Raw genomic sequence first — 19,503 nt, 5'->3', positions numbered from 1 at the left:
ATATGTCGCAACTTGCAGAATTACAACAACGGTTACAGCATTTACGCCAACAAGCCAAAGAGCTGGATCGCAAGCCATTGCCGGGTAAGCCCCTCGACTGGTTTGATAGTGCCTTATTTAGCTGCCATTCACCCTACTTAACCGATTATGTCGATGCTGCCTTGCATAATCTTCAGCAATTGACACATTCAGCAACGCAGATGTCAGCCGCGCATCAACGCCACCTGGTGGAGCGTATTGCCGCCCAGTGCAGTGCGCTGACTCGTGGCTTTGCCAATATAACAACCCGCGCTCGCTATAAGCCGGGCCGGTTTAAAGCAAAATCGCTGGTTCAGGCCATCACCAGCTCCAGCCGTGAACTGTATCAACAACTGAGTGAATACAAAGAATTCGAACAACGGTTGGAAGATATGGTACGACTGGCACAAACAGAGGCAGACGCCGTACAAAAATCCTTAGCGCTGCAAGTACGACTTGGTCGCTGTCGCCGTGCCATTACCGACGTGGAGCAGCAGATCCAGCAATTGGAACAAGCAAAACGCTCATGATGCATTCACCCGCACTGGTGTATCACCCCTGCTACAGCCTACTTGAGCTGCCGGAACGACATCGTTATCCAATCGGTAAGTATCAATGGCTGTATCAGCGGCTGCAGGATATTGGAGCACCTCCTGAGATCTTTCATCAGCCCGACCCAATTCATCCCAGTCAATTGCATCACACACACTGCCCCGAATACATCACCCAATTATGTCGCGGCCAGTTGGACGCAAAAGCGATGCGACGCATAGGTTTTCCATGGTCCGCTCAACTGATTGAGCGCTCTCTGACATCGCTGGGCGGTACTTTATTAACCGCGCAACTGGCCATGCAACAAGGCATGGCACTGCATTTGAGTGGCGGCTATCATCATGCGTTTTATGCTGAAGGATCTGGTTTTTGTTTATTCAACGATTTGGTCTTTGCTGCTCGCTCGTTGCAACAACAAGGCGTGAAACGCATTGTAATTTTCGATTTGGATGTGCATCAAGGCGATGGGACCGCCTTGCTGGTAGCCGATGATCCCTCCATTATTACTTGTTCGGTTCACTGCGAGAAAAACTTCCCCTACCGCAAGCAACAATCGGACTGGGATCTGTCTTTACCAGCCACCATTCAGGATGATGATTATTTACAACAGGTTGAACAAGCCCTGCATTGTCTATTGAACTGGTTCCAACCTGAGCTGGTGATCTACGATGCCGGAGTAGATTGCCATCAACAGGATGAGCTTGGCCACTTTCAATTATCAACTAATACATTATTCCAGAGGGACTTATTGGTATTGTCCAGCTGCCAGCAGCGCCAGATACCTGTTGCTGCTGTAATTGGTGGTGGTTATCAACGTGATCTGGCGGCTCTGACCCAGCTGCATCTGCAACTGTTTAAAGCCGCTTTCACACTCAATGATTTAGCTCTCGCCAGCAAAATAAAAACCTAAACGCTTTTTCAGATCTTTCGGCAAGGCTGGTAAATCGGCTTTCGGCAGTAAAAACGTCGCCATATGAAATAAGTCGGTAAAGATACGGTTTTTTTCGGTGGTCCGTTTTAAATAATCGTGCCCGGACGATCCGCCAGTGCCCATCTTCATGCCCAGCATCCGCTGTACCATCATGGCATGCTTGTATCGCCAAATGGTCAGGTTTTCGTCAATTTCGGTTAAGCAAGTGAGTAACTGAAAGGGCAGATTAAACACCGGCTCTTCCTGATACAAATTAATAAATAATGCGGCCAGCATGGCGCGCTGGTTTAACCGGAACGAACCTTGCTGTTGTAGCTCCAGATACTGATCAGAGTCCAATAAAGCAGCAAACTTCACCCGGGTTTTTTCAATCTCCTTCAATTGCTGCTCGCGTTCAGGCTCAGCAATGTGCTCTATGCCAGCGACGATGGCTTGGTCACGAGACAGCATGGCATCAGTGGCGTGTTGATAGAGCTGCCAAAAGCTAAAATCACCCTGCTCTAAAAATGGCATCCGCTCCAGCCATTTTTCAATGCGTTCAAATAAACTAGGTTGTTGCTCCAGACCTTCCAGAAAGGTTCTGTCTTGCTCATTTAAACGGGTATAAAATGAGTTTTTATCAAAATCAATGCGGTACTCACTCTTCAGCCCCAAGCCTATTTCCAGCATTTTGAACTGCACACTCTGAAAACCAGAGGCCGGCACCAAATAATCACGAAATGACATAAAATCTTGCGGTGTCATGGTTTCAATCACGGCAATTTGTTGGTTGAGCAAATGTTGAATACTGATCACACGTTTCAGTTTATGCACTATCCCTGTTAGCTGCTCATCTTTTACTGATTCGGCAGAAAAGACGTCCAGTACGGCTTTCAATTCATGCAAAATCTGTTTAAACCAGAGCTCATACACCTGATGCACAATAATAAACAGGGTTTCATCGTGTGCCTCGGCATCATAACGGGCACTCTCTGGCGCTTGAGCCGTCAGAATTTTATCCAGCTGCAAGTAGTCGCCGTAATAACAAGGTTTTTGATTTTTTTGCATGTTTTACCAAATTCGTGAGGGAATTATGCCGTATTGTAGCAATGCAGCAGCACATTACCAATGTGGTGGTTTTTTTGGCCAAAGACGATTATGCTTGGTGACAGTAATTCATGCTTTACATTCAAAGAAGAACCACTATGACCCTGAATGACGATATCCATAACTATTACGAAAAATTAGTGATTGATCACATTAGCGAGCAAGGCTTGGACAAGGATAAAGATCCAGATTATCTGGCCGATCTGAGCTGCATCGTACTCAATCAGCTGCCGCCTCGCTATATCCGCTACGAAGTGGATATGGCATTTTATCTGCCACAAAGCGAGCGTTTTGAGATGCAAATGAAGGTCGAAGAGGCGGTGCGTAAAGCGGTCGATTTCTTACAAAATCAGAATTAATCGTCCAGAACCAGAATTTAATTGGCTGACTACTTCGGTGTGGGGTGGGTGGCAACCCCACCAGCCACATCCCGGCACATGCGTCATAAGCTGCGGCTGCTTCCTTCCGGACCTGACCGGGTTCACCTATTAGCATTGCGAGAGGACCCATGGGGTTACCATAGTGTGCCATAAGGATGGCAGGCGCGCATTATGCGCAAAACCTGCCGAGGTTGCAACCTTAGTTGCTTGACTGCTGACTCTTCAGCTCAGTTTTTAACCGCTGCAATAATTCGCTCAAGCGTTGTTGGTTATCTGGACCCATCCGTATTAACTGCTTTTGTACATCCGTCATGGCTTCCAAGTCCGCATCCGCAAACTGATACATCACCGAAGGCCTTTCCAGCAGGAAGACACCATCACGAATTGGCTGATCCAGTACATAATCGATCGCTTCTATCAATCGCTTATAAAAACTGGTATCTGGATAGCCAAGTTCATTAAAGGCTTCTTCAAACAACGGTTGATACTGCTGCAACAACTGAACCTGTGTCGCTACCGGCACGCTTTCCAGTAATGCTAAATAGGGTTCATAGCGCTGATAGCCAGCCGGGTCTAAACGGTACTCCTCACCATCTGCCTGGACGACAAAAGGCTGATCGGGTTGCTGCACCACCTGCTGTTCATTGCTGATTTGTCCACGACTGACATTATCCGTCAGTACCACAAAGCGGCGGATCATGTCTTCTTGCACAAACAAACCTGCCAAACCCGGCCGCCACGATAAATCCAGTAAGGCTGAATGTACTTCAGCGTCGGATTCATTCAGCAGGGGCAACTCAACTTCAGGCTCAACCGCCACTGGCTCGATCTCTACGGGAACGATTTCGACTGCAAGGTCTGTCTCGGGAACTGGTTCAACGGTCGCTTCATTCTCAATCACATCAACAGACTCCGGTTCGTCCGGTACCGGGGTTATCGTTTCAGCTTGGGGTACCGGCTCGAACACCACTGCAGGCGACGGAGCCACATCCTCAGCTGGCGGGCTGCGAAACAGCAGCCAGCTGGCAATCAGGATCACGGCTACGACAGCAGCTAACCCAAGATAATAATAATGCTGCCCGAGTGCTGATGCAGGTGCCGGTGTTGGTTCATGTTCTGTCATGTCGACCTCTGATGAATAATAAAAAAGCGGGTTGCATTTGATGAGTAAGCCAACCAGACTAAAGTCAGGTCGCACTATTGTCCGCTTACGCATACAATAGAAGAATCTTACATCAATGGCTTCGCGTATGCTTAGTTTCTCTTAAGCAACAGAGCGATAGCAACAAAAAAAGTTCAGCTGAATGAGACAGACAGTACCCTCTGGTCGAAAAAAAATTGCTTTGTTACTCACAGGAGGTGGAGCCAGAGCAGCGTATCAGGTCGGTATGCTAAAAGCGATTGCCAGCCGCTACCCCCGCAACAGTAAAATTCCGTTTGATATTATTTGTGGAACATCGGCCGGAGCCATCAATGGCACTGGCATTGCCTGTTATGCCTCATGTTTTCACCTGGGGGTAAAGAAAATCGAATGGGTGTGGCGACAGTTCCATACCAATCAGGTGTATTATTCTGATTACCCACGTGTATTCAGACATTTACTTCGAGGTGCTTTTAGCGCCTTTCAGGCAGATTACGCCAATAAGCGTCCCGTCAGTTTGTTTGATAACGCGCCTTTGCAGCGGTTGCTAGGCAAAATCCTCGACTTAAAACGACTGGATCGCAATATCATGGGCGGCTATTTATCGAGTGTCTCTGTGACAGCATCAAGCTATAGCAATGGCGATTCAATGACCTTTTTTCAATCCGACAGTGCCAATGAGTGGCGCCGTGCTAAACGCTGTGGCCAGCGGACATTGCTTGGCTTGCATCACTTGTTGGCTTCAGCCGCTATTCCAGTGGTGTTCCCTTCGGTGCGGATCCATCAACAGTATTTTGGCGATGGCTCAGTCAATCAATTATCGCCGCTAAGTGCCCCCATACACTTAGGTGCTGAGAAAATTTTGATTATTGGCCTCGAACAGCCCCGAAGCCATGATATGAGTGAACGCTTGCCACACCACCCGGGGCTTGCAACCATTGCCGGTCACCTGCTGGATACAGTGTTTGCCGATACATTGAACTCCGATCTGGAGCGGATGCAGCGCATCAACAGCACCATAGCAACGATGCAGCAACATGGTATTGAGACCAAATTGAAGCCCATCGATAGTTTGCTGCTAAACCCCAGCCAAAACTTTAATCAAATTGCCAGTGAGCACTTTTTATCACTGCCGCTGGCCGTGCGTACTTTATTTCGCATGCTGGGTATTGGTCAGCACTCTGACTCCAGCTTGGCGAGTTATTTATTATTTGAACAAGACTTCACCCGACGATTGATCGATATTGGCTACGAAGATGGTATGCATCAACTCGATACCATTATAGAATTTTTGGAAAGTGACTAGTGGGCGCTTTGGCAAGTAAGGAGTCAAAAAAACCGCACAAACGTATTCTACATCCTTGAATCATCCACCTACCTGGATTAACTCTTTGATTCATGAGTCTATTAACAAATAGGCATGGTTTTTGCTTTAAAATTCATCAGTGAATGATTAAGGACGCTGCCATGACCCTCTGTTTTTTATCCGAGATTTCCTTACCGACAGCACCAAGCTATGCGGCTGTGGCTACGGATGAGTATTGGCGTACCTTGCCGACTGATGACAGCCAAAGCCTGCTAGCCCAACTGCAAACCAGCTTAGACATCAGGGAGCAATTGCAATTCTTTTCCATGGCAGCTGGCAATATTCTGCCGCTTAGTGGGGTCGAGTTACAAACCGCCATTGGTGAATTTAATGCACCAGGCTCATCAGAAGCAAGTTACCAACACCGCAGTTTACTCATGTTGAAAGAGCAGTGTCTGGCCAAGATTCAATACAGCAGTGATCAGCCTTTCACGCCCCTGCTCTGCAAGCAGCTGCAAACACTTGAAGTTGAGTGGTTGTATCCACTTCGCAATGCACTCGTAGTTACACGCTTACAGCAAATGGCAATGAAAGATACCCTGACAGGGTTAGGCAACCGTCGTTTTTTTGATGACAGCCTGGATAAGTTCGTTCGATTGGCAGATCGCTTGCAACAAAGTTGTGCCGTCATCCTGCTTGATCTGGATAACTTTAAACAAGTGAATGATGATTATGGCCATAGCGCTGGTGATGATATCTTAGTTGCCATCGCTGAATCGATGCATTCAACTTTACGCTGTACCGATAGCTTATTCCGGTTCGGCGGCGATGAATTTGCCGTTATATTGAGTGGCGATGATGTGACCAGTACAGAACTGATAGCACACCGTTTGGTAAAAGCTATTAATCGCGATCACCGTTGTCAAAACTATCAGGTCACTGCCAGCGCTGGCATTGCTGTGTGGCAACCACATCAAAACCCTAATGAATTATTTCAACAAGCGGATAAAGCCTTGTATGCCGCCAAAGAGGCAGGTAAAAACCGAGTGCGCCGAGCCTGATAGCTCTCCCCTAACAACCTCTGGATGTTTATTTCAGAGTTCTGTAAGTAGCTCAATCAGATCGCTGATGGTTCAGCCACACCGTAGCCTGCTCTGCATGGCAAGCACTTGCGTATCCTGCTACTGCCACTAATTGGCCCTGCTGGAAAATCAAAGGCAATCTCTGCCGCTGCCAGGGAGGGATCTGCCACAGCTGGCACCACTGTTTCAGCGGTTTATGCTGAGGTACATTAGCAGGTTTAAAACGGGCACTCATGGTGCCAAAACAAACCGTCACGCCCGCCTCTGTTAACTGTAGCGGCAACCAGTCAGCACTATCTTTCGGTTGTTTCACACTAAAGCGCAGTATCCCCAGACTTTCCGGTAGTTGCAGCTCAGCTTCCCCTTGCCAACTCAATGTCCTGTCAACAGGTTGTTCGGTATTATTTTGCAGCACATACAACTGCTCGTTGTAACGTCGAATATGCCAATCTGAAAGCTGCAATATTGGTGATGCATCCTGTCGTGCTTCAATCACGTCACGATGCAGTGTCTGTAACCAGCGTTGAGTTGGGTTGAGTTGATACGGCGCCAGCCAGTAACGGATGATGGCATCTTGTTGTACTTTCGGGTAACGAGCCAGTGCAGATAATTGTAATTCACCACTCGAGCGGATGCATTGGCTTGCCATATCAGCAGTTATGGCACGTAATTGCTGATGGGCCTGGGCACAATGGGCCATGCTTCTGCTCGCTGTGTGGGCGAATGCCGGCCATCGCTCTGTCAGTAAAGGCAGGATCTGTTGCCGCAAAAAGTTTCGATCGAATCGGCTATCCTGATTACTGGCATCCTCCACCCAGTCTAGCTGATGCTGTTGAGCATACTGTTCGAGCTCAAAACGACTGAATGGCAATAACGGTCTAACTAATACACCGTCAGCAAAGGGGCGCTTTGTTGCAATACCAGCCAAGCCCGCCACGCCACTGCCACGTTTCAGCGCCAGTAACAGAGTTTCCAGCTGGTCATCCGCATGGTGAGCCGTGAGTAATAAGGTATCTGCTGAATCACAGTAAGGTTCGAGTGCTTGATAACGCGCATGCCGAGCCCGCGCTTCCAGATTGTCCTGACCACTTATTTGCAGGTGATGGCTGGCAAAACTGATGCCCCGTTGCTGACATTGCTGCTGACAAAATAACAACCACTGATCTGCATCAGGCTGCAGACCATGATGAATATGAACAGCGAGTAGTTGCCATGGTGCCTGTTGTTGTAACTGATAAAGCAATTGCAGCAACACCATCGAATCCAGACCACCGCTAAGGGCGAGCACGACCTTTTTCGGGTGATGAGCTTGCAGACAAGCAGCCAGATAGTCCTGCAGCTGCTCGTCTCGCTCAGGGGTTTTCATTGGCAGGTTAGCAGTAGCCGAATGACATCAGTCGCTGGTACCGTTTATCCAATAACTCCTGCACAGACAAGGTCTCCAACTGCTCAAGATCATTCAGGATCACGCTTTTTAACGACAGCGCCATTTCTTCAGGCGCACGATGAGCTCCACCTAAAGGTTCAGTAATCACGCGGTTGATTAAATCCAGTTCTTTCAAACGAGGCGCAGTGATCCCCATGGCATCAGCTGCCAATGGAGCTTTATCGGCACTTTTCCATAAGATGGAAGCACAGCCCTCCGGTGAAATCACCGAGTAGGTACTGTATTGCAGCATGTTGACACGATCGCCCACGCCAATGGCTAAAGCGCCACCAGAGCCACCTTCACCAACTACAGTACAGATCACCGGTACCTTCAAGCCAGCCATCACCTTTAAATTACGTGCAATGGCTTCACTTTGACCGCGTTCTTCCGCGCCGATACCAGGATAGGCACCCGGGGTATCGATAAAGGTAATAATTGGCATTTTAAAGCGCTCAGCCATCTCCATTAAGCGTAACGCTTTGCGGTAGCCTTCAGGTCGGGGCATACCAAAGTTACGACGTACTTTTTCTTTGGTATCACGACCTTTCTGATGGCCAATGATCATCACTGGCTTACCATCCAAACGCGCAGTACCACCAACAATGGCAACATCGTTGGCAAAAGTACGATCACCGGCCAGCTCGTCAAAATCAGTGAACATATGTTCAATGTAATCCAGCGTATAAGGACGATGCGGATGACGTGCTAATTGCGCCACTTGCCAGGCCCCCAACTCAGCAAAAATTTTCTTGGTGAGTGCCAGGCTTTTTTCTTTCAGGCGATTGACTTCTTCTTCCAGCCCCAGATCAAAGTCGCCATTGCGACTGACATTACGCAGCTCATCAATTTTTGCTTCCAGCTCCGCGATCGGCTGCTCAAATTCGAGGTAATTTAACATCATGAGTCGTCAAACCTTCTTTTATAATTCGGTTCAATTATGAAATTCTAAGTCTATTGTTGCTAATTGCCGGAGCTGATGCAACAACACATCGGTTGGTGTGATCCACCATTCGCTTCCTAAGCGCAAACTGACCTGACCTTCAGGTCGCTTATAATGCAACAACACAGGTACCGTTCCCGCTTTATGCTCAGCCAATACCTGCTGCAGCTGCTGAATATACTTGGTATCACAATCTGCTGATTTTAACGTAATTTGCAGCGATTTTAGATATTTTTCTCGAACGGCCGTAATTTCAGCGATATCTCGGCCGGTCATTGTAAGGCCACCACTGAAATCATCAAATCGTACCTGTCCGGTCACCACCACCACCTGATCTTTTTGCAGTATGCTTTCAAAGGCATCAAACTGGTCGGGAAACAACCGAACATCCACCCGGGCTGACTTATCATCCAGCGTCAGCAAGGCCCAACGGCGGCCCCGTTTATTCACTAAAATCCGCACCGAAACCACCAAACCAGCGACGGTGGTGCTCTGCTCCGATCGGGTGGGCTGTAAATCGACCAGCCGATACGCAACATAATGCTTTAACTCATCTAAGTAGCGATTAATCGGATGACCAGTTAAATACAAGCCTAGCGTCTCGCGCTCTCCTTCCAACCACACTTCATCTGGCCAAGGCGCAACTTGCTTAAAGGATTGCATGGCCTGCTCAGGTTCTGGAGTTAAGGAGCCAAATAAATCATTCTGGCCAATCAGTTCGGCTTTTGCTTGTTGCTCAGCCGCTCGTACCGCATCATCTAAACTGGCTTTTAATGCAGCCCGATGAGGACCAAGCTGATCCATAGCACCGGCCAGAATCAACTTCTCAATGACCCGTCGACCCAGTTTTTTTAAATCGACTTTGTAGCAAAAATCAAATAAGTCGCTGAAAGGCCCTTGTTGCTCACGCGCCTCAATAATGGCAGCCACTGGCCCCTCACCCACGCCTTTAATGGCACCTATACCGTAAATGATGCGACCTTGCTCATCCACCGTAAACTTGTACAAGCCTGCGTTAACATCAGGTGGTAGCAAGTTTAATTTCATCCGTTCGCACTCATCGACCAGCGTGACAATTTTATCGGTATTGTCCATATCAGCCGACATTACTGCCGCCATAAACTCAGCCGGGAAATGCGTCTTCATCCACAGCGTCTGGTAGGACACCAAAGCATAGGCGGCTGAATGCGATTTGTTAAAGCCATAACCAGCAAACTTTTCCACCAAGTCGAAGATCTTGATTGCCAGTTCACCATCAATATTATTTTGCCGTGCGCCTTCTTCAAATACCGCCCGCTGCTTGGCCATTTCTTCGGGTTTTTTCTTACCCATGGCCCGGCGCAACAAGTCAGCACCACCCAGTGTGTAGCCCGCCAGTACCTGAGCAATCTGCATCACCTGCTCTTGATACAATATAATGCCATAGGTCGGCTCTAAGATGGGCTGCAATGAATCGTGCTGGTAGGTGGCATCCGGATAGGAAATCGCTTCACGGCCTTGTTTCCGGTCGATGAAGTTATCTACCATGCCAGACTGCAGCGGACCCGGCCGAAATAGAGCCACCAAAGCGATCATGTCTTCAAAACAATCGGGCTTTAAGCGCCGGATCAGGTCTTTCATACCGCGTGATTCAAGCTGGAATACTGCCGTGGTATCGGCTTTAAGCAGCGTTTTAAAGCTCTTTTGGTCAGTCAGTGGAATGGCATTGATATCGACTAAGGGCTCATCGGTGTGCTGGCGCTTGGCATTGACCATATCCACAGCCCATTGCAGTATAGTCAAAGTCCGTAAGCCGAGAAAATCAAACTTGACCAAGCCAGCAGTTTCAACATCATTTTTATCAAACTGGGTGACCGGGTTATTGCCTTCGTCATCGCAATACAGCGGCGAGAAGTCGGTAATTTTAGTCGGAGCAATCACTACCCCACCCGCGTGTTTACCGGCGTTGCGAGTGACCCCTTCGAGCTGACGCGCCATATCGATTAAGTCACGAACTTCATCATCCTGCTCATACAGCTCAGGTAAGCGCGGCTCTTCTTTAAAGGCTTGTTCCAGCGTCATGCCCGGCGTGGGTGGGATCAATTTGGAAATACGGTCAACAAAGCCATACGGATGGCCCAGTACCCGGCCTACGTCACGAATAACTGCTTTCGCCGCCATGGTACCAAAGGTGATGATTTGCGATACCGCTTCACGGCCGTACATCTCAGCAACATGGTCGATCACCTCATCACGACGATCCATGCAAAAGTCGACGTCGAAATCGGGCATGGAGACCCGCTCAGGATTGAGAAAACGCTCGAACAGTAAATCAAACTCTAACGGATCCAAATCAGTAATTTTTAATGCATAGGCGACCAAAGAGCCAGCACCAGAACCACGACCTGGCCCCACTGGAATGCCATGATCTTTACTCCACTGAATAAACTCCATCACCACCAAGAAGTAGCCAGGAAAGCCCATCTGATTGATGACATCCAGCTCTATCTGCAAACGCTCGTCATACTCGGGTCGTTTTTCAACACGGACAGAGGGATCAGGAAATAACTGCTCTAAACGAACTTCGAGTCCTTCGCGCGATTTAAGCACCAGAAAGTCGGCATCCGACATGCCACCAGTTGGGAACGCAGGCAGAAAGTATTCATTCAATCGAATGGTGACATTGCAGCGTTTGGCAATTTCTACCGTGTTTTGCAACGCTTCAGGAATATCCTGAAACAGCTCCAGCATCTCCTGCTCAGTGCGTAAGTATTGCTGAGCGGAATAATGTTGTGGTCGGCGCTTATCATCCAGGGTATACCCATCATGAATAGCGACTCGAATTTCATGAGCCGCAAAATCATCCGCTGATAAGAACACCACTTCGTTGGTAGCAACCACAGGAAATTCAGCACGCTCAGCTAGCTCAACGGCTAATTGAATGTAGTGCTCTTCATCCGGGCGATCCGTCCGGATTAACTCCAAATAAAAGCGATCAGCAAAGTGCTGTTGGTAAAACGCGGTGAGCCCCTTCAGCACCGCCTGATTATTTTTAAGCAGCGCTTTGCCCACTAAGCCATCCTTGCCCCCGGACAGCAGGATAAGACCAGCCGAATGTTCTGCCAACCAGTGGTGATCAATTTGCGGCTTGCCATGCAAATAACCCCGTAAGTAAGCCTTAGAGATCAACAAAGTGAGATTCTGATAACCGGTGTTGTCTGCGGCTAGTATAACCATGCGGCCACTATCCTGACTAAAGGTGTCGTCATGCACCCAAAAGTCAGCACCAATAATCGGCTTAATCCCTGCAGCAATGGCGCCACCATAAAAACGGACCAGCCCACAGAGGTTCATCTGATCGGTCAGTGCCAGAGCCGCCATACCCTGTTGCTGTGTTGCTTTTAGGATAGGTTTAACTTTAGCCACTCCATCAATCATGGAGAAGTCACTGTGGACCCGAAGGTGAATAAAGGCTGGTGATGTCATGCAGAGGCCAATATGATCTGTTGTACCGGTTTAAAACTGCGACGATGTTCTGCAATGATACCATGTTGGCGGATAGCCGCCAGATGCTGGGCGGTTGGATAGCCTTTATGGCTGGCAAAACCAAACTGAGGATAGGCGATATCCAATTGTTCCATTTCAGCATCTCGCGCGACTTTGGCCAGAATGGAAGCGGCGCTAATTTCAGCTACCCGACTATCGCCTTTGACGACAGCAGTAGCTGGCATGGCAAACTCCGGGCAACGATTGCCATCCACCAACACCCACTCCGGCTCAATAGATAGAGCATCAACCGCTCGCTGCATTGCCAGCATGGTGGCATGCAAAATATTCAACTGATCAATCTCTGCCACTTCTGCGCGCCCCAGCGCCCAAGACAATGCCTGCGCTTTTATCTCGCTCGCCAACTTTAGACGCTTGCTGTGTGTTAGCTTTTTTGAGTCAGCCAAGCCTACAATCGAATGATGGCTTGGGAGTATCACTGCCGCTGTGACGACTGCACCAACCAGAGGCCCCCGCCCAACCTCATCGACACCACAAATAAGTTGAACATTAGGTCGTTGAAACTCAGGATGCATGCGCGCTCCTTTCTGCCACAAGTGCCACTACCGCTTCTGCCGCCTGAGCACTGGCATTGCAGCGTAATACCTGGTGCAACTCGGTAAAATGGTGTTGCAATGCCTCGCTGTCATCGTTTAACAACGGCTTCATACGCTGCACTAATTCAGTTGCATTGACATCATCTTGCAGCAATTCAGGCACTAACGCCTTATTGGCCAATAAGTTGGGCAAACTAAAATAATCGATATGTACCAGCAGTCGGGCCAGCCGGTAGGTCAATGCATTCATTTTATAAGCAACCACCATCGGGCACTTGGCTAGCATGGCTTCTAACGTTGCCGTACCAGAAGCAATAAAGACAGCATCTGCCGCAGTGAGTACCTGTCGAGACTGACCAATGATCAGCTTGATATCAAGCTCTGGCGCATATTGTGCTTTTAATTGTTGGAACAACTGAGCTTTTTGTTCAGTTACCATGGCACAGACAAGCTGTAAATCTGGCTTGCTCTGTTGCAACTGCTCCGCTGCTGCTAAAAAGTGTGGGGTTAATAGTTTTATTTCATTGGTCCGGCTGCCAGGCATCAAAGCCAGCACTTGCGACGCTTTTAACTCGAGCTCAACTTTGCTGGCTGCTTTATCAGGCCGCAATGGCATTTTATCCGCTAAGGTATGGCCAACAAAACGGCAAGGAACCTGATGCTGATCGTAAAAGGCTTTTTCAAAGGGCAACAGCGCCAGGACCAGATCGGTAGCCGCAGCAATTTTATGGATGCGCTTTTGACGCCACGCCCATACCGATGGACTGACATAGTGCACTGTAGTTAAGCCAGCTTGTTTTAGTTTTAACTCTACAGGCAGATTAAAGTCAGGCGCATCGACGCCTATAACCACATCGGGCTTTGCAGCCAAAACGTTCTGGATCACTTGTTTACGAATACTGAGCAAGCGTGGTAAACGGCCCAATACTTCCACCAGCCCCATAACCGCTAGCTCTTCCATATCAAACCAAGCCTGAAAACCAAGCGCTTGCATGCGAGGGCCACCAATGCCAAAAAACTCAGTGTCTGGCCGCAGTTTTACTAGTGCTTGCATCAGATCCGATGCAAGGATATCGCCGGAGTGTTCACCGACAATGATGGCAACTTTTAATGGGGAGCTACTGTGGTGGTTGGCAGACATATCTCTGAACCCTGAAACGCTAAACCTTGAAACTAAATAAGCTGCCTATAAAGACAGCTTCGCAGTAGACTAGCGAATAATGCCACGGCTAGAATTTTGAATAAACTGCGTCAAGCGACGAACTTCAGCATCTGCAGTGCTTGCTTCCGTTAAAGCGGCGACAGCTTCTGTCACTGTAAGCCCCTTTCGATAAATTTGCTTATAGGCACGACGAATTTGTAATATTGACTCTGCAGTAAAACCCCGTCGCTTTAACCCTTCAGAGTTGATACCAGCAGGCACAGCCGGGCTACCATTGGCCATGACGAATGGAGGCACATCTTTCAACACGATGGAACCACCACCAATAAAACTATGAGCGCCGATATGACAAAACTGATGAATGCCACTCATGCCACCTAAGATGACCCAGTCACCGACATGAACATGTCCCGCTGTCGATGCATTGTTAGCATAAATAACGTTATTGCCTATCACACAATCATGTGCCACATGCGTGTAGTTCATAAACAGGTTGTGGCTACCAATGACCGTTTTGCCTTCATCCTGAATGGTGCCACGGTGCACAGTACACCCTTCCCGAAATACGTTACCATCGCCAACAATCAGCTCAGTCGGCTCATTGTTGTATTTTTTATCCTGACAAGCTTCACCTATACTGGCGAACTGAAAGAAGTGATTACCGCGACCAATAAAGCTCGGTCCTTTAATCACCACATTGGATTCAATAATGCAATCATCGCCTATGACCACATCAGGCCCAATGTAGCTAAAGGGGCCTACGGTAACATTGTTGCCAATTTGAGCACTAGGCTCGATCACTGCAGATGGATGGATCACGTTATAATTCTCTCCTGGCACACATCAGTTCAGCACAACACACTACTTGGCCAGCTACTTTGGCCTCACCATAGAACTTCCACATATTGCGCCGTTCTTTCAAAAACTTGACTTCCAGCACCATGGTATCGCCCGGAACGACCGGACGTTTAAAACGCGCATTATCAATAGAAGCAAACAAATAAAGCTCATTCTCTGTTCGCTCTGTGGCCGTTTTAAAGCCAAGGATACCCGTAGCTTGCGCCATCGCCTCAAGAATTAAAACACCAGGGAAAATGGGCATCTGCGGGAAGTGTCCGGTAAAAATAGGCTCATTGATGGTGACATTTTTAATGGCAGTTAATGAGTCACCTGGTGTGTAATCCAGCACTCGATCAATCAGCAAAAATGGATAACGGTGAGGCAGCAATGCCATGATATCCTGGACTTCCAGGGTGTTCAACGAATTAGCCAAGGTCAATCCTCTGTATGTATTATTCTTGCTTGCCATCTGACAGTGGTATTTCAGTCAGATCCTGCATTTGCTGCTCTAACTCTTTAACTCGCTGATAAAGCTGTTCAATTTTCCGCAAGCGCGCTGTATTTTTTCGCCATTCGGCATTGTTGGTCGCAGGTATACCTGAAGTATAGACGCCTTTTTCCGTAACCGGCTTCATTAACATCGCCATACCACTGACTTGGGCACCATCACAGATGTCAATATGACCATTAATGACCGCAGCACCACCAATGATGCAATAACGACCTATAGTGGCACTTCCAGCGACTGTGGTACAACCTGCTATGGCGGTGTGATCACCAATTCGAACGTTATGGGCAATCTGACACAAATTATCAATAATGACATTGTTACCGATCACAGTATTCTCAATAGCGCCACGGTCAATGCAGGTTTGAGCGCCAATATCGCAATCATCACCGATAATAACAGTCCCAACTTGCGGGATCTTGAGCCAACGTCCTGCTTCATTAGCAAAGCCAAAGCCATCAGCTCCAAGCACAGCACTGCTATGAATAATACAGCGTTGCCCTATCTCAACCCGATGATGCACGGTCGCCTGAGCCAGGATCCGACTATGAGCGCCTATTTTTGCCTGTTCGCCAATAAAACAGTGAGCCCCCAGCTGAACGCCATCACCTAGCACTGCCCCTGCACTCACAACCGTGTAAGCGCCAATGTGCACGTCCTTACCCAAAGTCGCGGTAGGATCAATCTGCGCCGAAGCATGAATACCATGCGCTGGTGCCGGTGTTGAATCCAGTAATTGTGCAATTTTAGCAAAAGCAACATAGGGGTCTTCGACCACTAAAGCAGTTCCCTGCCATTGCTCGCGATCACTTGGCTTTAATAACATCACACCTGCTTGACAATCTGCCAGCAAGTGTCGCAATTTTGGGTTCGCTAAAAAGCTAATCTGATCTGCAGTGGCACGTTCAAGGGTACCGACACTACTGATTTCGATTGTTTCAGAACCAACTAACTCAGCATGAATATGCTGAGCTAGTTGTCGTGCGGTCAAACGTTTCATTTAGTTACCACGTGTCAACTGGCGTACGACTACATCAGAAATATCGTAGCTATCTTTTGCATACACCGCAGCACCAGAGTTCAGTACGATATCGTAATCACCACTTGCAGCAACTTGATCAATAGCATTTTTAATTAAAGCCATAATCTTGTTACGCTCTTCAGCTTGACGCTGACGCATTTGCTCATCCAGTGGGCGAGCCAGCTCTTCATACTGACGTTGCTGTTGCTGAATTTGCTGAGCCAGCTCTTGTTGCTGAGATTCGCTCATGGTAGGGCCATCACGACGAATTTTTTCCACATTGAAGTTGATATCGCGCTCTAACTGACCCACAGCTTCAATTCGCTCGCCAAATTCAGCCATAATGGTTTCCTGAACTTGTTGGGCTTGAGGCAGCTGGCTAGCAACAGCCTGCACATCAACAAATGCAATTTTTGCGGCGCTGGCAGTAGCAGCTCCCATTAAGAAAGCACCAAATACCAGAGTTGCAGCGGTTTTCATAAGTAAGTTTTTCAAGGTTATCGTCCTTTAGTAGCTGTCATTAAAAAGTAGTGCCAATATTAAAACTGAAGTTCTCTTGCAAGTCACCTTCATATTTCTTCACTATTTTCGCCAAACTGAACGTTAAAGGGCCCATTGGCGAAATCCATTGCACGGAAACACCCGTGCTAACCCGGATCAACGTTGGATCGGAGTAATCAACCAAGGTAGGCTCTCGCTGAAATTGACGCTGTTGTGTCAAGCCAGCGTAGCGATCAAAGTCAAACTCGGTATCCCAAACATTACCCGCATCGACAAAGACACTGGTACGCACCGAATTCCGATTGTCCTCACCTAAAAATGGCGTTGGTGTAATCAGTTCCAGTGTAGCGACCGCCATGGCATTACCGCCAATAGAGCGCTGCGATACACTATAACGATCTGTTAAGGGATCCCCAGGCAATGGTGAATTGCCACCAGCGATAGGGTCAGGTAACCCTGGAATTGAAGCAGGAATTCGAAAGACCGCACGAGGGCCAATGATTCTGTGCTCAAAACCACGCATATTATAACCGCCAGCGGTAAAGTTTTCATTAAATGGCAATGTATAATCATAACCATTTCTACTGCCATAGCCATTACCATAGCCCAATTCCACCTTACCCATCAACGACCACGCATGGTTACGAGTAAGCGGAATGTATTTTCTGGCTTCAAAGTTGGTTTTGAAAAACTTTAAATCGGAGTTTGGCGTCGATATACGGGTATTTAAACCAAAATAATGGCCTGCTGTGGGAAATAAACCTCGGTTTAAGGTGCTTTGCACCCAACCAGCCGTCAACTCATAGTTGATGTACTTCAAACGTCCATCAGGATCATTGCCATCCAGCAGCACATTTTTGAAATGTCGCAACTGATCATAATCCTGCAGTAAACTTAAATCACTGACGCTAATAGTGGCACCAAAATTTAGCCGGTTGGTTTCGTTGATCGGAATACCCATGGTACCGCCGATGCCGTAGCGCTTCTGTTTGTAGGCTTCTAAGTTAGATCCTAAACTACTGTAATCGGTAGCACTGTAAAATATCTGTCCACCCAAGCTCACGCCATCCAGAGTGAAATAAGGATCCGTATACGAAAATGAGATGGTTTTCTGGTATTTGTTGGTATTTAAATTCACACCAGCGCTATTACCAGAGCCAAGAAAGTTAGCTTGTTCTACACCAATTTGAAAGGATAAGCCCTGGAAGTTACCGTAAGACACCCCGGCATTAAAGCTGCCTGACGGCTGCTCCCGCACATTGAAGCTGATATCAACCTGATCTTCGATACCAGGAACATCCCGGGTTTCAAACTCAACTTGTTCCACGTATGGTAAACGTTGCAGCCGTTGCTTCGATAATTCCAAAGCATCATTGGATAACCAACCACCTTCCAATTGCCGCAACTCACGGCGAAATACTTCGTCTTTGGTATTGGCATTGCCAGCAATATCGATACGACGCACATAAATGCGTTTGCCCGGATCAACGTTTATGGTGAGCTCAACCTCTCGATTTTCGTCATCAATATCTGGAATGGTGGTGACTTTCGAATTGGCATAACCAAAGCGGGCTAAAATTCTGGCGATATTCTCTTCAGTAAATGTTACCAAGGCTCCGTTGTACAGCTCACCGGGTTGAATTGGAGTCAACCGTTCAATCAATGCATCCTGACCAATTAGATCGCCGGCATACCGAACACCAGTCACTTTGTACTGCTCACCTTCATCGACATTCATGGTGACATAGACGGATGTTTTATCCGGGCTCACCGATACCTGACTCGACTCAATGGCAAAGCGCAAATAACCCCGGTCGAGGTAATAACTCTGAATACTTTCGAAGTCGCCTTGCAACGTTTGTTTTTGGTAACGGTCTGAAGACATGAAGCGCCACCATGGCATGTCCTGCTGGGACTCCATGACAGACAACAAGGTCTCATTATCGAAAACTTCATTACCGACAATATTGATTTGACGGACAGAGGCAGCATCACCTTCATCAAACTTTAATTTGACATTGACCCGGTTGCGCGGCAAATACACCAGCTCAACTTCAACTTCTGCCTGGTACTTGCCCACGCCATGATAAAACTCGGTCAGGCCATTCTCGATACTACGAAGCAAAGTACGGTCCAGTGGCTCACCCACTTCAATACGTTGTGCGGTGAGACTTTCGCTCAACTGTTCATCTTTTAGATCTTTGTTGCCATCAAATTCGATGGCATTGATGGTAGGCCGCTCTTTCAGGCGAAAAATCACCGTCTGGCCATCACGATACACTCGAATATCGTCAAAATGACCTGCTGCAAACAAAGATTTGATGCTTCGGGATAAGGTGAAGTCCGTAACAGAGTCACCGACACTGAACGGTAAATTATTTAATGCAGCACCCAGCGCAACTCGCTGTAAGCCTTCCACCTGAATATCTTGTACAGTGAATGGTTCTTCTGCATGTAAGGTGTGACTGATTCCAGCGAGCAGCATTGCAGCTGCTAATCGTTTCATTATCATTCTGTGAACAAC

At 47.9% G+C, this 19,503-nt stretch carries 17 protein-coding genes and 1 other RNA gene; 5 read left to right on the top strand and 13 right to left on the bottom strand.

Annotated elements, in window-relative coordinates; genetic code table 11:
- The first annotated feature begins 2 nt into the window (after positions 1-2).
- A complete protein-coding gene (priC, locus tag Q3O60_RS01930; protein WP_305892210.1) occupies positions 3-548 on the top strand; it encodes a primosomal replication protein PriC in 546 nt (181 codons plus the stop codon).
- Complete coding sequence (locus Q3O60_RS01925; RefSeq protein WP_369812613.1) at positions 545-1,480, top strand: histone deacetylase family protein; 936 nt, start codon at positions 545-547, stop codon at positions 1,478-1,480. Before priC ends, Q3O60_RS01925 begins: the two co-directional genes overlap by 4 nt.
- On the opposite strand, the gene Q3O60_RS01920 is transcribed toward Q3O60_RS01925, so the two are convergent.
- Positions 1,451-2,548: a tryptophan 2,3-dioxygenase family protein gene (locus Q3O60_RS01920; protein ID WP_305892209.1), complete on the bottom strand. Its 1,098-nt coding sequence runs from the start codon at positions 2,546-2,548 to the stop codon at positions 1,451-1,453. The genes Q3O60_RS01925 and Q3O60_RS01920 overlap by 30 nt on opposite strands.
- Before the next feature lie 137 nt (positions 2,549-2,685).
- On the opposite strand from Q3O60_RS01920, the gene Q3O60_RS01915 reads away from it, so the two are divergent.
- Positions 2,686-2,946, top strand: coding sequence for a late competence development ComFB family protein (locus tag Q3O60_RS01915; RefSeq protein WP_305892208.1), 261 nt, complete (start codon positions 2,686-2,688; stop codon positions 2,944-2,946).
- A gap of 55 nt (positions 2,947-3,001) precedes the next feature.
- On the opposite strand, the gene ffs is transcribed toward Q3O60_RS01915, so the two are convergent.
- Positions 3,002-3,098, bottom strand: an RNA gene (ffs, locus tag Q3O60_RS01910) — signal recognition particle sRNA small type.
- 68 nt (positions 3,099-3,166) lie between these two features.
- Entirely contained in the window at positions 3,167-4,090 is a 924-nt protein-coding gene (locus Q3O60_RS01905) for a DUF3014 domain-containing protein (protein WP_305892207.1), read from the bottom strand.
- A 181-nt stretch (positions 4,091-4,271) separates the two neighbouring features.
- Between Q3O60_RS01905 and Q3O60_RS01900 the strand changes: the two genes are divergently transcribed.
- Positions 4,272-5,414, top strand: a complete 1,143-nt coding sequence (locus Q3O60_RS01900) for a patatin-like phospholipase family protein (protein ID WP_305892206.1) — start codon at positions 4,272-4,274, stop codon at positions 5,412-5,414.
- Between the two features lie 161 nt (positions 5,415-5,575).
- Positions 5,576-6,475, top strand: a complete 900-nt coding sequence (locus tag Q3O60_RS01895; RefSeq protein ID WP_305892205.1) for a GGDEF domain-containing protein — start codon at positions 5,576-5,578, stop codon at positions 6,473-6,475.
- Positions 6,476-6,527: 52 nt separating this feature from the next.
- Here the strand turns inward: Q3O60_RS01895 and tilS are convergent, their stop codons facing one another.
- The 10 genes from tilS to bamA form a co-directional block, all read right to left on the bottom strand.
- Entirely contained in the window at positions 6,528-7,862 is a 1,335-nt protein-coding gene (gene tilS / locus Q3O60_RS01890; protein WP_305892204.1) for a tRNA lysidine(34) synthetase TilS, read from the bottom strand.
- A 7-nt stretch (positions 7,863-7,869) separates the two neighbouring features.
- Complete coding sequence (gene accA, locus Q3O60_RS01885; RefSeq protein ID WP_305892203.1) at positions 7,870-8,826, bottom strand: acetyl-CoA carboxylase carboxyl transferase subunit alpha; 957 nt, start codon at positions 8,824-8,826, stop codon at positions 7,870-7,872.
- A 30-nt stretch (positions 8,827-8,856) separates the two neighbouring features.
- On the bottom strand, positions 8,857-12,330 hold the full coding sequence (dnaE, locus tag Q3O60_RS01880) for a DNA polymerase III subunit alpha (protein ID WP_305892202.1): 3,474 nt from the start codon (positions 12,328-12,330) through the stop codon (positions 8,857-8,859).
- Positions 12,327-12,926 carry a ribonuclease HII gene (rnhB, locus tag Q3O60_RS01875; RefSeq protein ID WP_305892201.1) on the bottom strand — a complete coding sequence of 200 codons (600 nt, stop codon included), beginning with the start codon at positions 12,924-12,926 and terminating at the stop codon, positions 12,327-12,329. The genes dnaE and rnhB overlap by 4 nt, the downstream gene beginning before the upstream one ends.
- A complete protein-coding gene (lpxB, locus tag Q3O60_RS01870) occupies positions 12,916-14,088 on the bottom strand; it encodes a lipid-A-disaccharide synthase (protein ID WP_305892200.1) in 1,173 nt (390 codons plus the stop codon). Before lpxB ends, rnhB begins: the two co-directional genes overlap by 11 nt.
- A gap of 69 nt (positions 14,089-14,157) precedes the next feature.
- Positions 14,158-14,928: an acyl-ACP--UDP-N-acetylglucosamine O-acyltransferase gene (lpxA, locus tag Q3O60_RS01865; protein ID WP_305892199.1), complete on the bottom strand. Its 771-nt coding sequence runs from the start codon at positions 14,926-14,928 to the stop codon at positions 14,158-14,160.
- A gap of 1 nt (position 14,929) precedes the next feature.
- Positions 14,930-15,382, bottom strand: a complete 453-nt coding sequence (gene fabZ, locus Q3O60_RS01860; protein WP_305892198.1) for a 3-hydroxyacyl-ACP dehydratase FabZ — start codon at positions 15,380-15,382, stop codon at positions 14,930-14,932.
- Positions 15,383-15,401: 19 nt separating this feature from the next.
- Complete coding sequence (gene lpxD, locus Q3O60_RS01855) at positions 15,402-16,457, bottom strand: UDP-3-O-(3-hydroxymyristoyl)glucosamine N-acyltransferase (RefSeq protein ID WP_305892197.1); 1,056 nt, start codon at positions 16,455-16,457, stop codon at positions 15,402-15,404.
- Positions 16,458-16,973, bottom strand: coding sequence for an OmpH/Skp family outer membrane protein (locus tag Q3O60_RS01850; protein WP_305892196.1), 516 nt, complete (start codon positions 16,971-16,973; stop codon positions 16,458-16,460).
- 25 nt (positions 16,974-16,998) lie between these two features.
- Positions 16,999-19,491: an outer membrane protein assembly factor BamA gene (gene bamA, locus Q3O60_RS01845; RefSeq protein WP_369812612.1), complete on the bottom strand. Its 2,493-nt coding sequence runs from the start codon at positions 19,489-19,491 to the stop codon at positions 16,999-17,001.
- Positions 19,492-19,503 lie beyond the last annotated feature (12 nt).

The organism is Alkalimonas collagenimarina, from assembly GCF_030717845.1.
GTDB lineage: Bacteria > Pseudomonadota > Gammaproteobacteria > Enterobacterales > Alteromonadaceae > Alkalimonas > Alkalimonas collagenimarina.
Note: the sequence above shows the minus strand (reverse complement) of the source record. Positions and strands in the feature narration are given on the sequence as shown.

Bases quoted from the DNA above. Each gene is read 5' to 3' on its own strand.
- priC (WP_305892210.1), top strand. From the start codon at position 3: ATGTCGCAACTTGCAGAATTACAACAACGGTTACAGCATTTACGCCAA.
- Q3O60_RS01925 (WP_369812613.1), top strand. From the start codon at position 545: ATGATGCATTCACCCGCACTGGTGTATCACCCCTGCTACAGCCTACTT.
- Q3O60_RS01920 (WP_305892209.1), bottom strand. From the start codon at position 2,548: ATGCAAAAAAATCAAAAACCTTGTTATTACGGCGACTACTTGCAGCTG.
- Q3O60_RS01915 (WP_305892208.1), top strand. From the start codon at position 2,686: ATGACCCTGAATGACGATATCCATAACTATTACGAAAAATTAGTGATT.
- Q3O60_RS01905 (WP_305892207.1), bottom strand. From the start codon at position 4,090: ATGACAGAACATGAACCAACACCGGCACCTGCATCAGCACTCGGGCAG.
- Q3O60_RS01900 (WP_305892206.1), top strand. From the start codon at position 4,272: ATGAGACAGACAGTACCCTCTGGTCGAAAAAAAATTGCTTTGTTACTC.
- Q3O60_RS01895 (WP_305892205.1), top strand. From the start codon at position 5,576: ATGACCCTCTGTTTTTTATCCGAGATTTCCTTACCGACAGCACCAAGC.
- tilS (WP_305892204.1), bottom strand. From the start codon at position 7,862: ATGAAAACCCCTGAGCGAGACGAGCAGCTGCAGGACTATCTGGCTGCT.
- accA (WP_305892203.1), bottom strand. From the start codon at position 8,826: ATGATGTTAAATTACCTCGAATTTGAGCAGCCGATCGCGGAGCTGGAA.
- dnaE (WP_305892202.1), bottom strand. From the start codon at position 12,330: ATGACATCACCAGCCTTTATTCACCTTCGGGTCCACAGTGACTTCTCC.
- rnhB (WP_305892201.1), bottom strand. From the start codon at position 12,926: ATGCATCCTGAGTTTCAACGACCTAATGTTCAACTTATTTGTGGTGTC.
- lpxB (WP_305892200.1), bottom strand. From the start codon at position 14,088: ATGTCTGCCAACCACCACAGTAGCTCCCCATTAAAAGTTGCCATCATT.
- lpxD (WP_305892197.1), bottom strand. From the start codon at position 16,457: ATGAAACGTTTGACCGCACGACAACTAGCTCAGCATATTCATGCTGAG.
- bamA (WP_369812612.1), bottom strand. From the start codon at position 19,491: ATGATAATGAAACGATTAGCAGCTGCAATGCTGCTCGCTGGAATCAGT.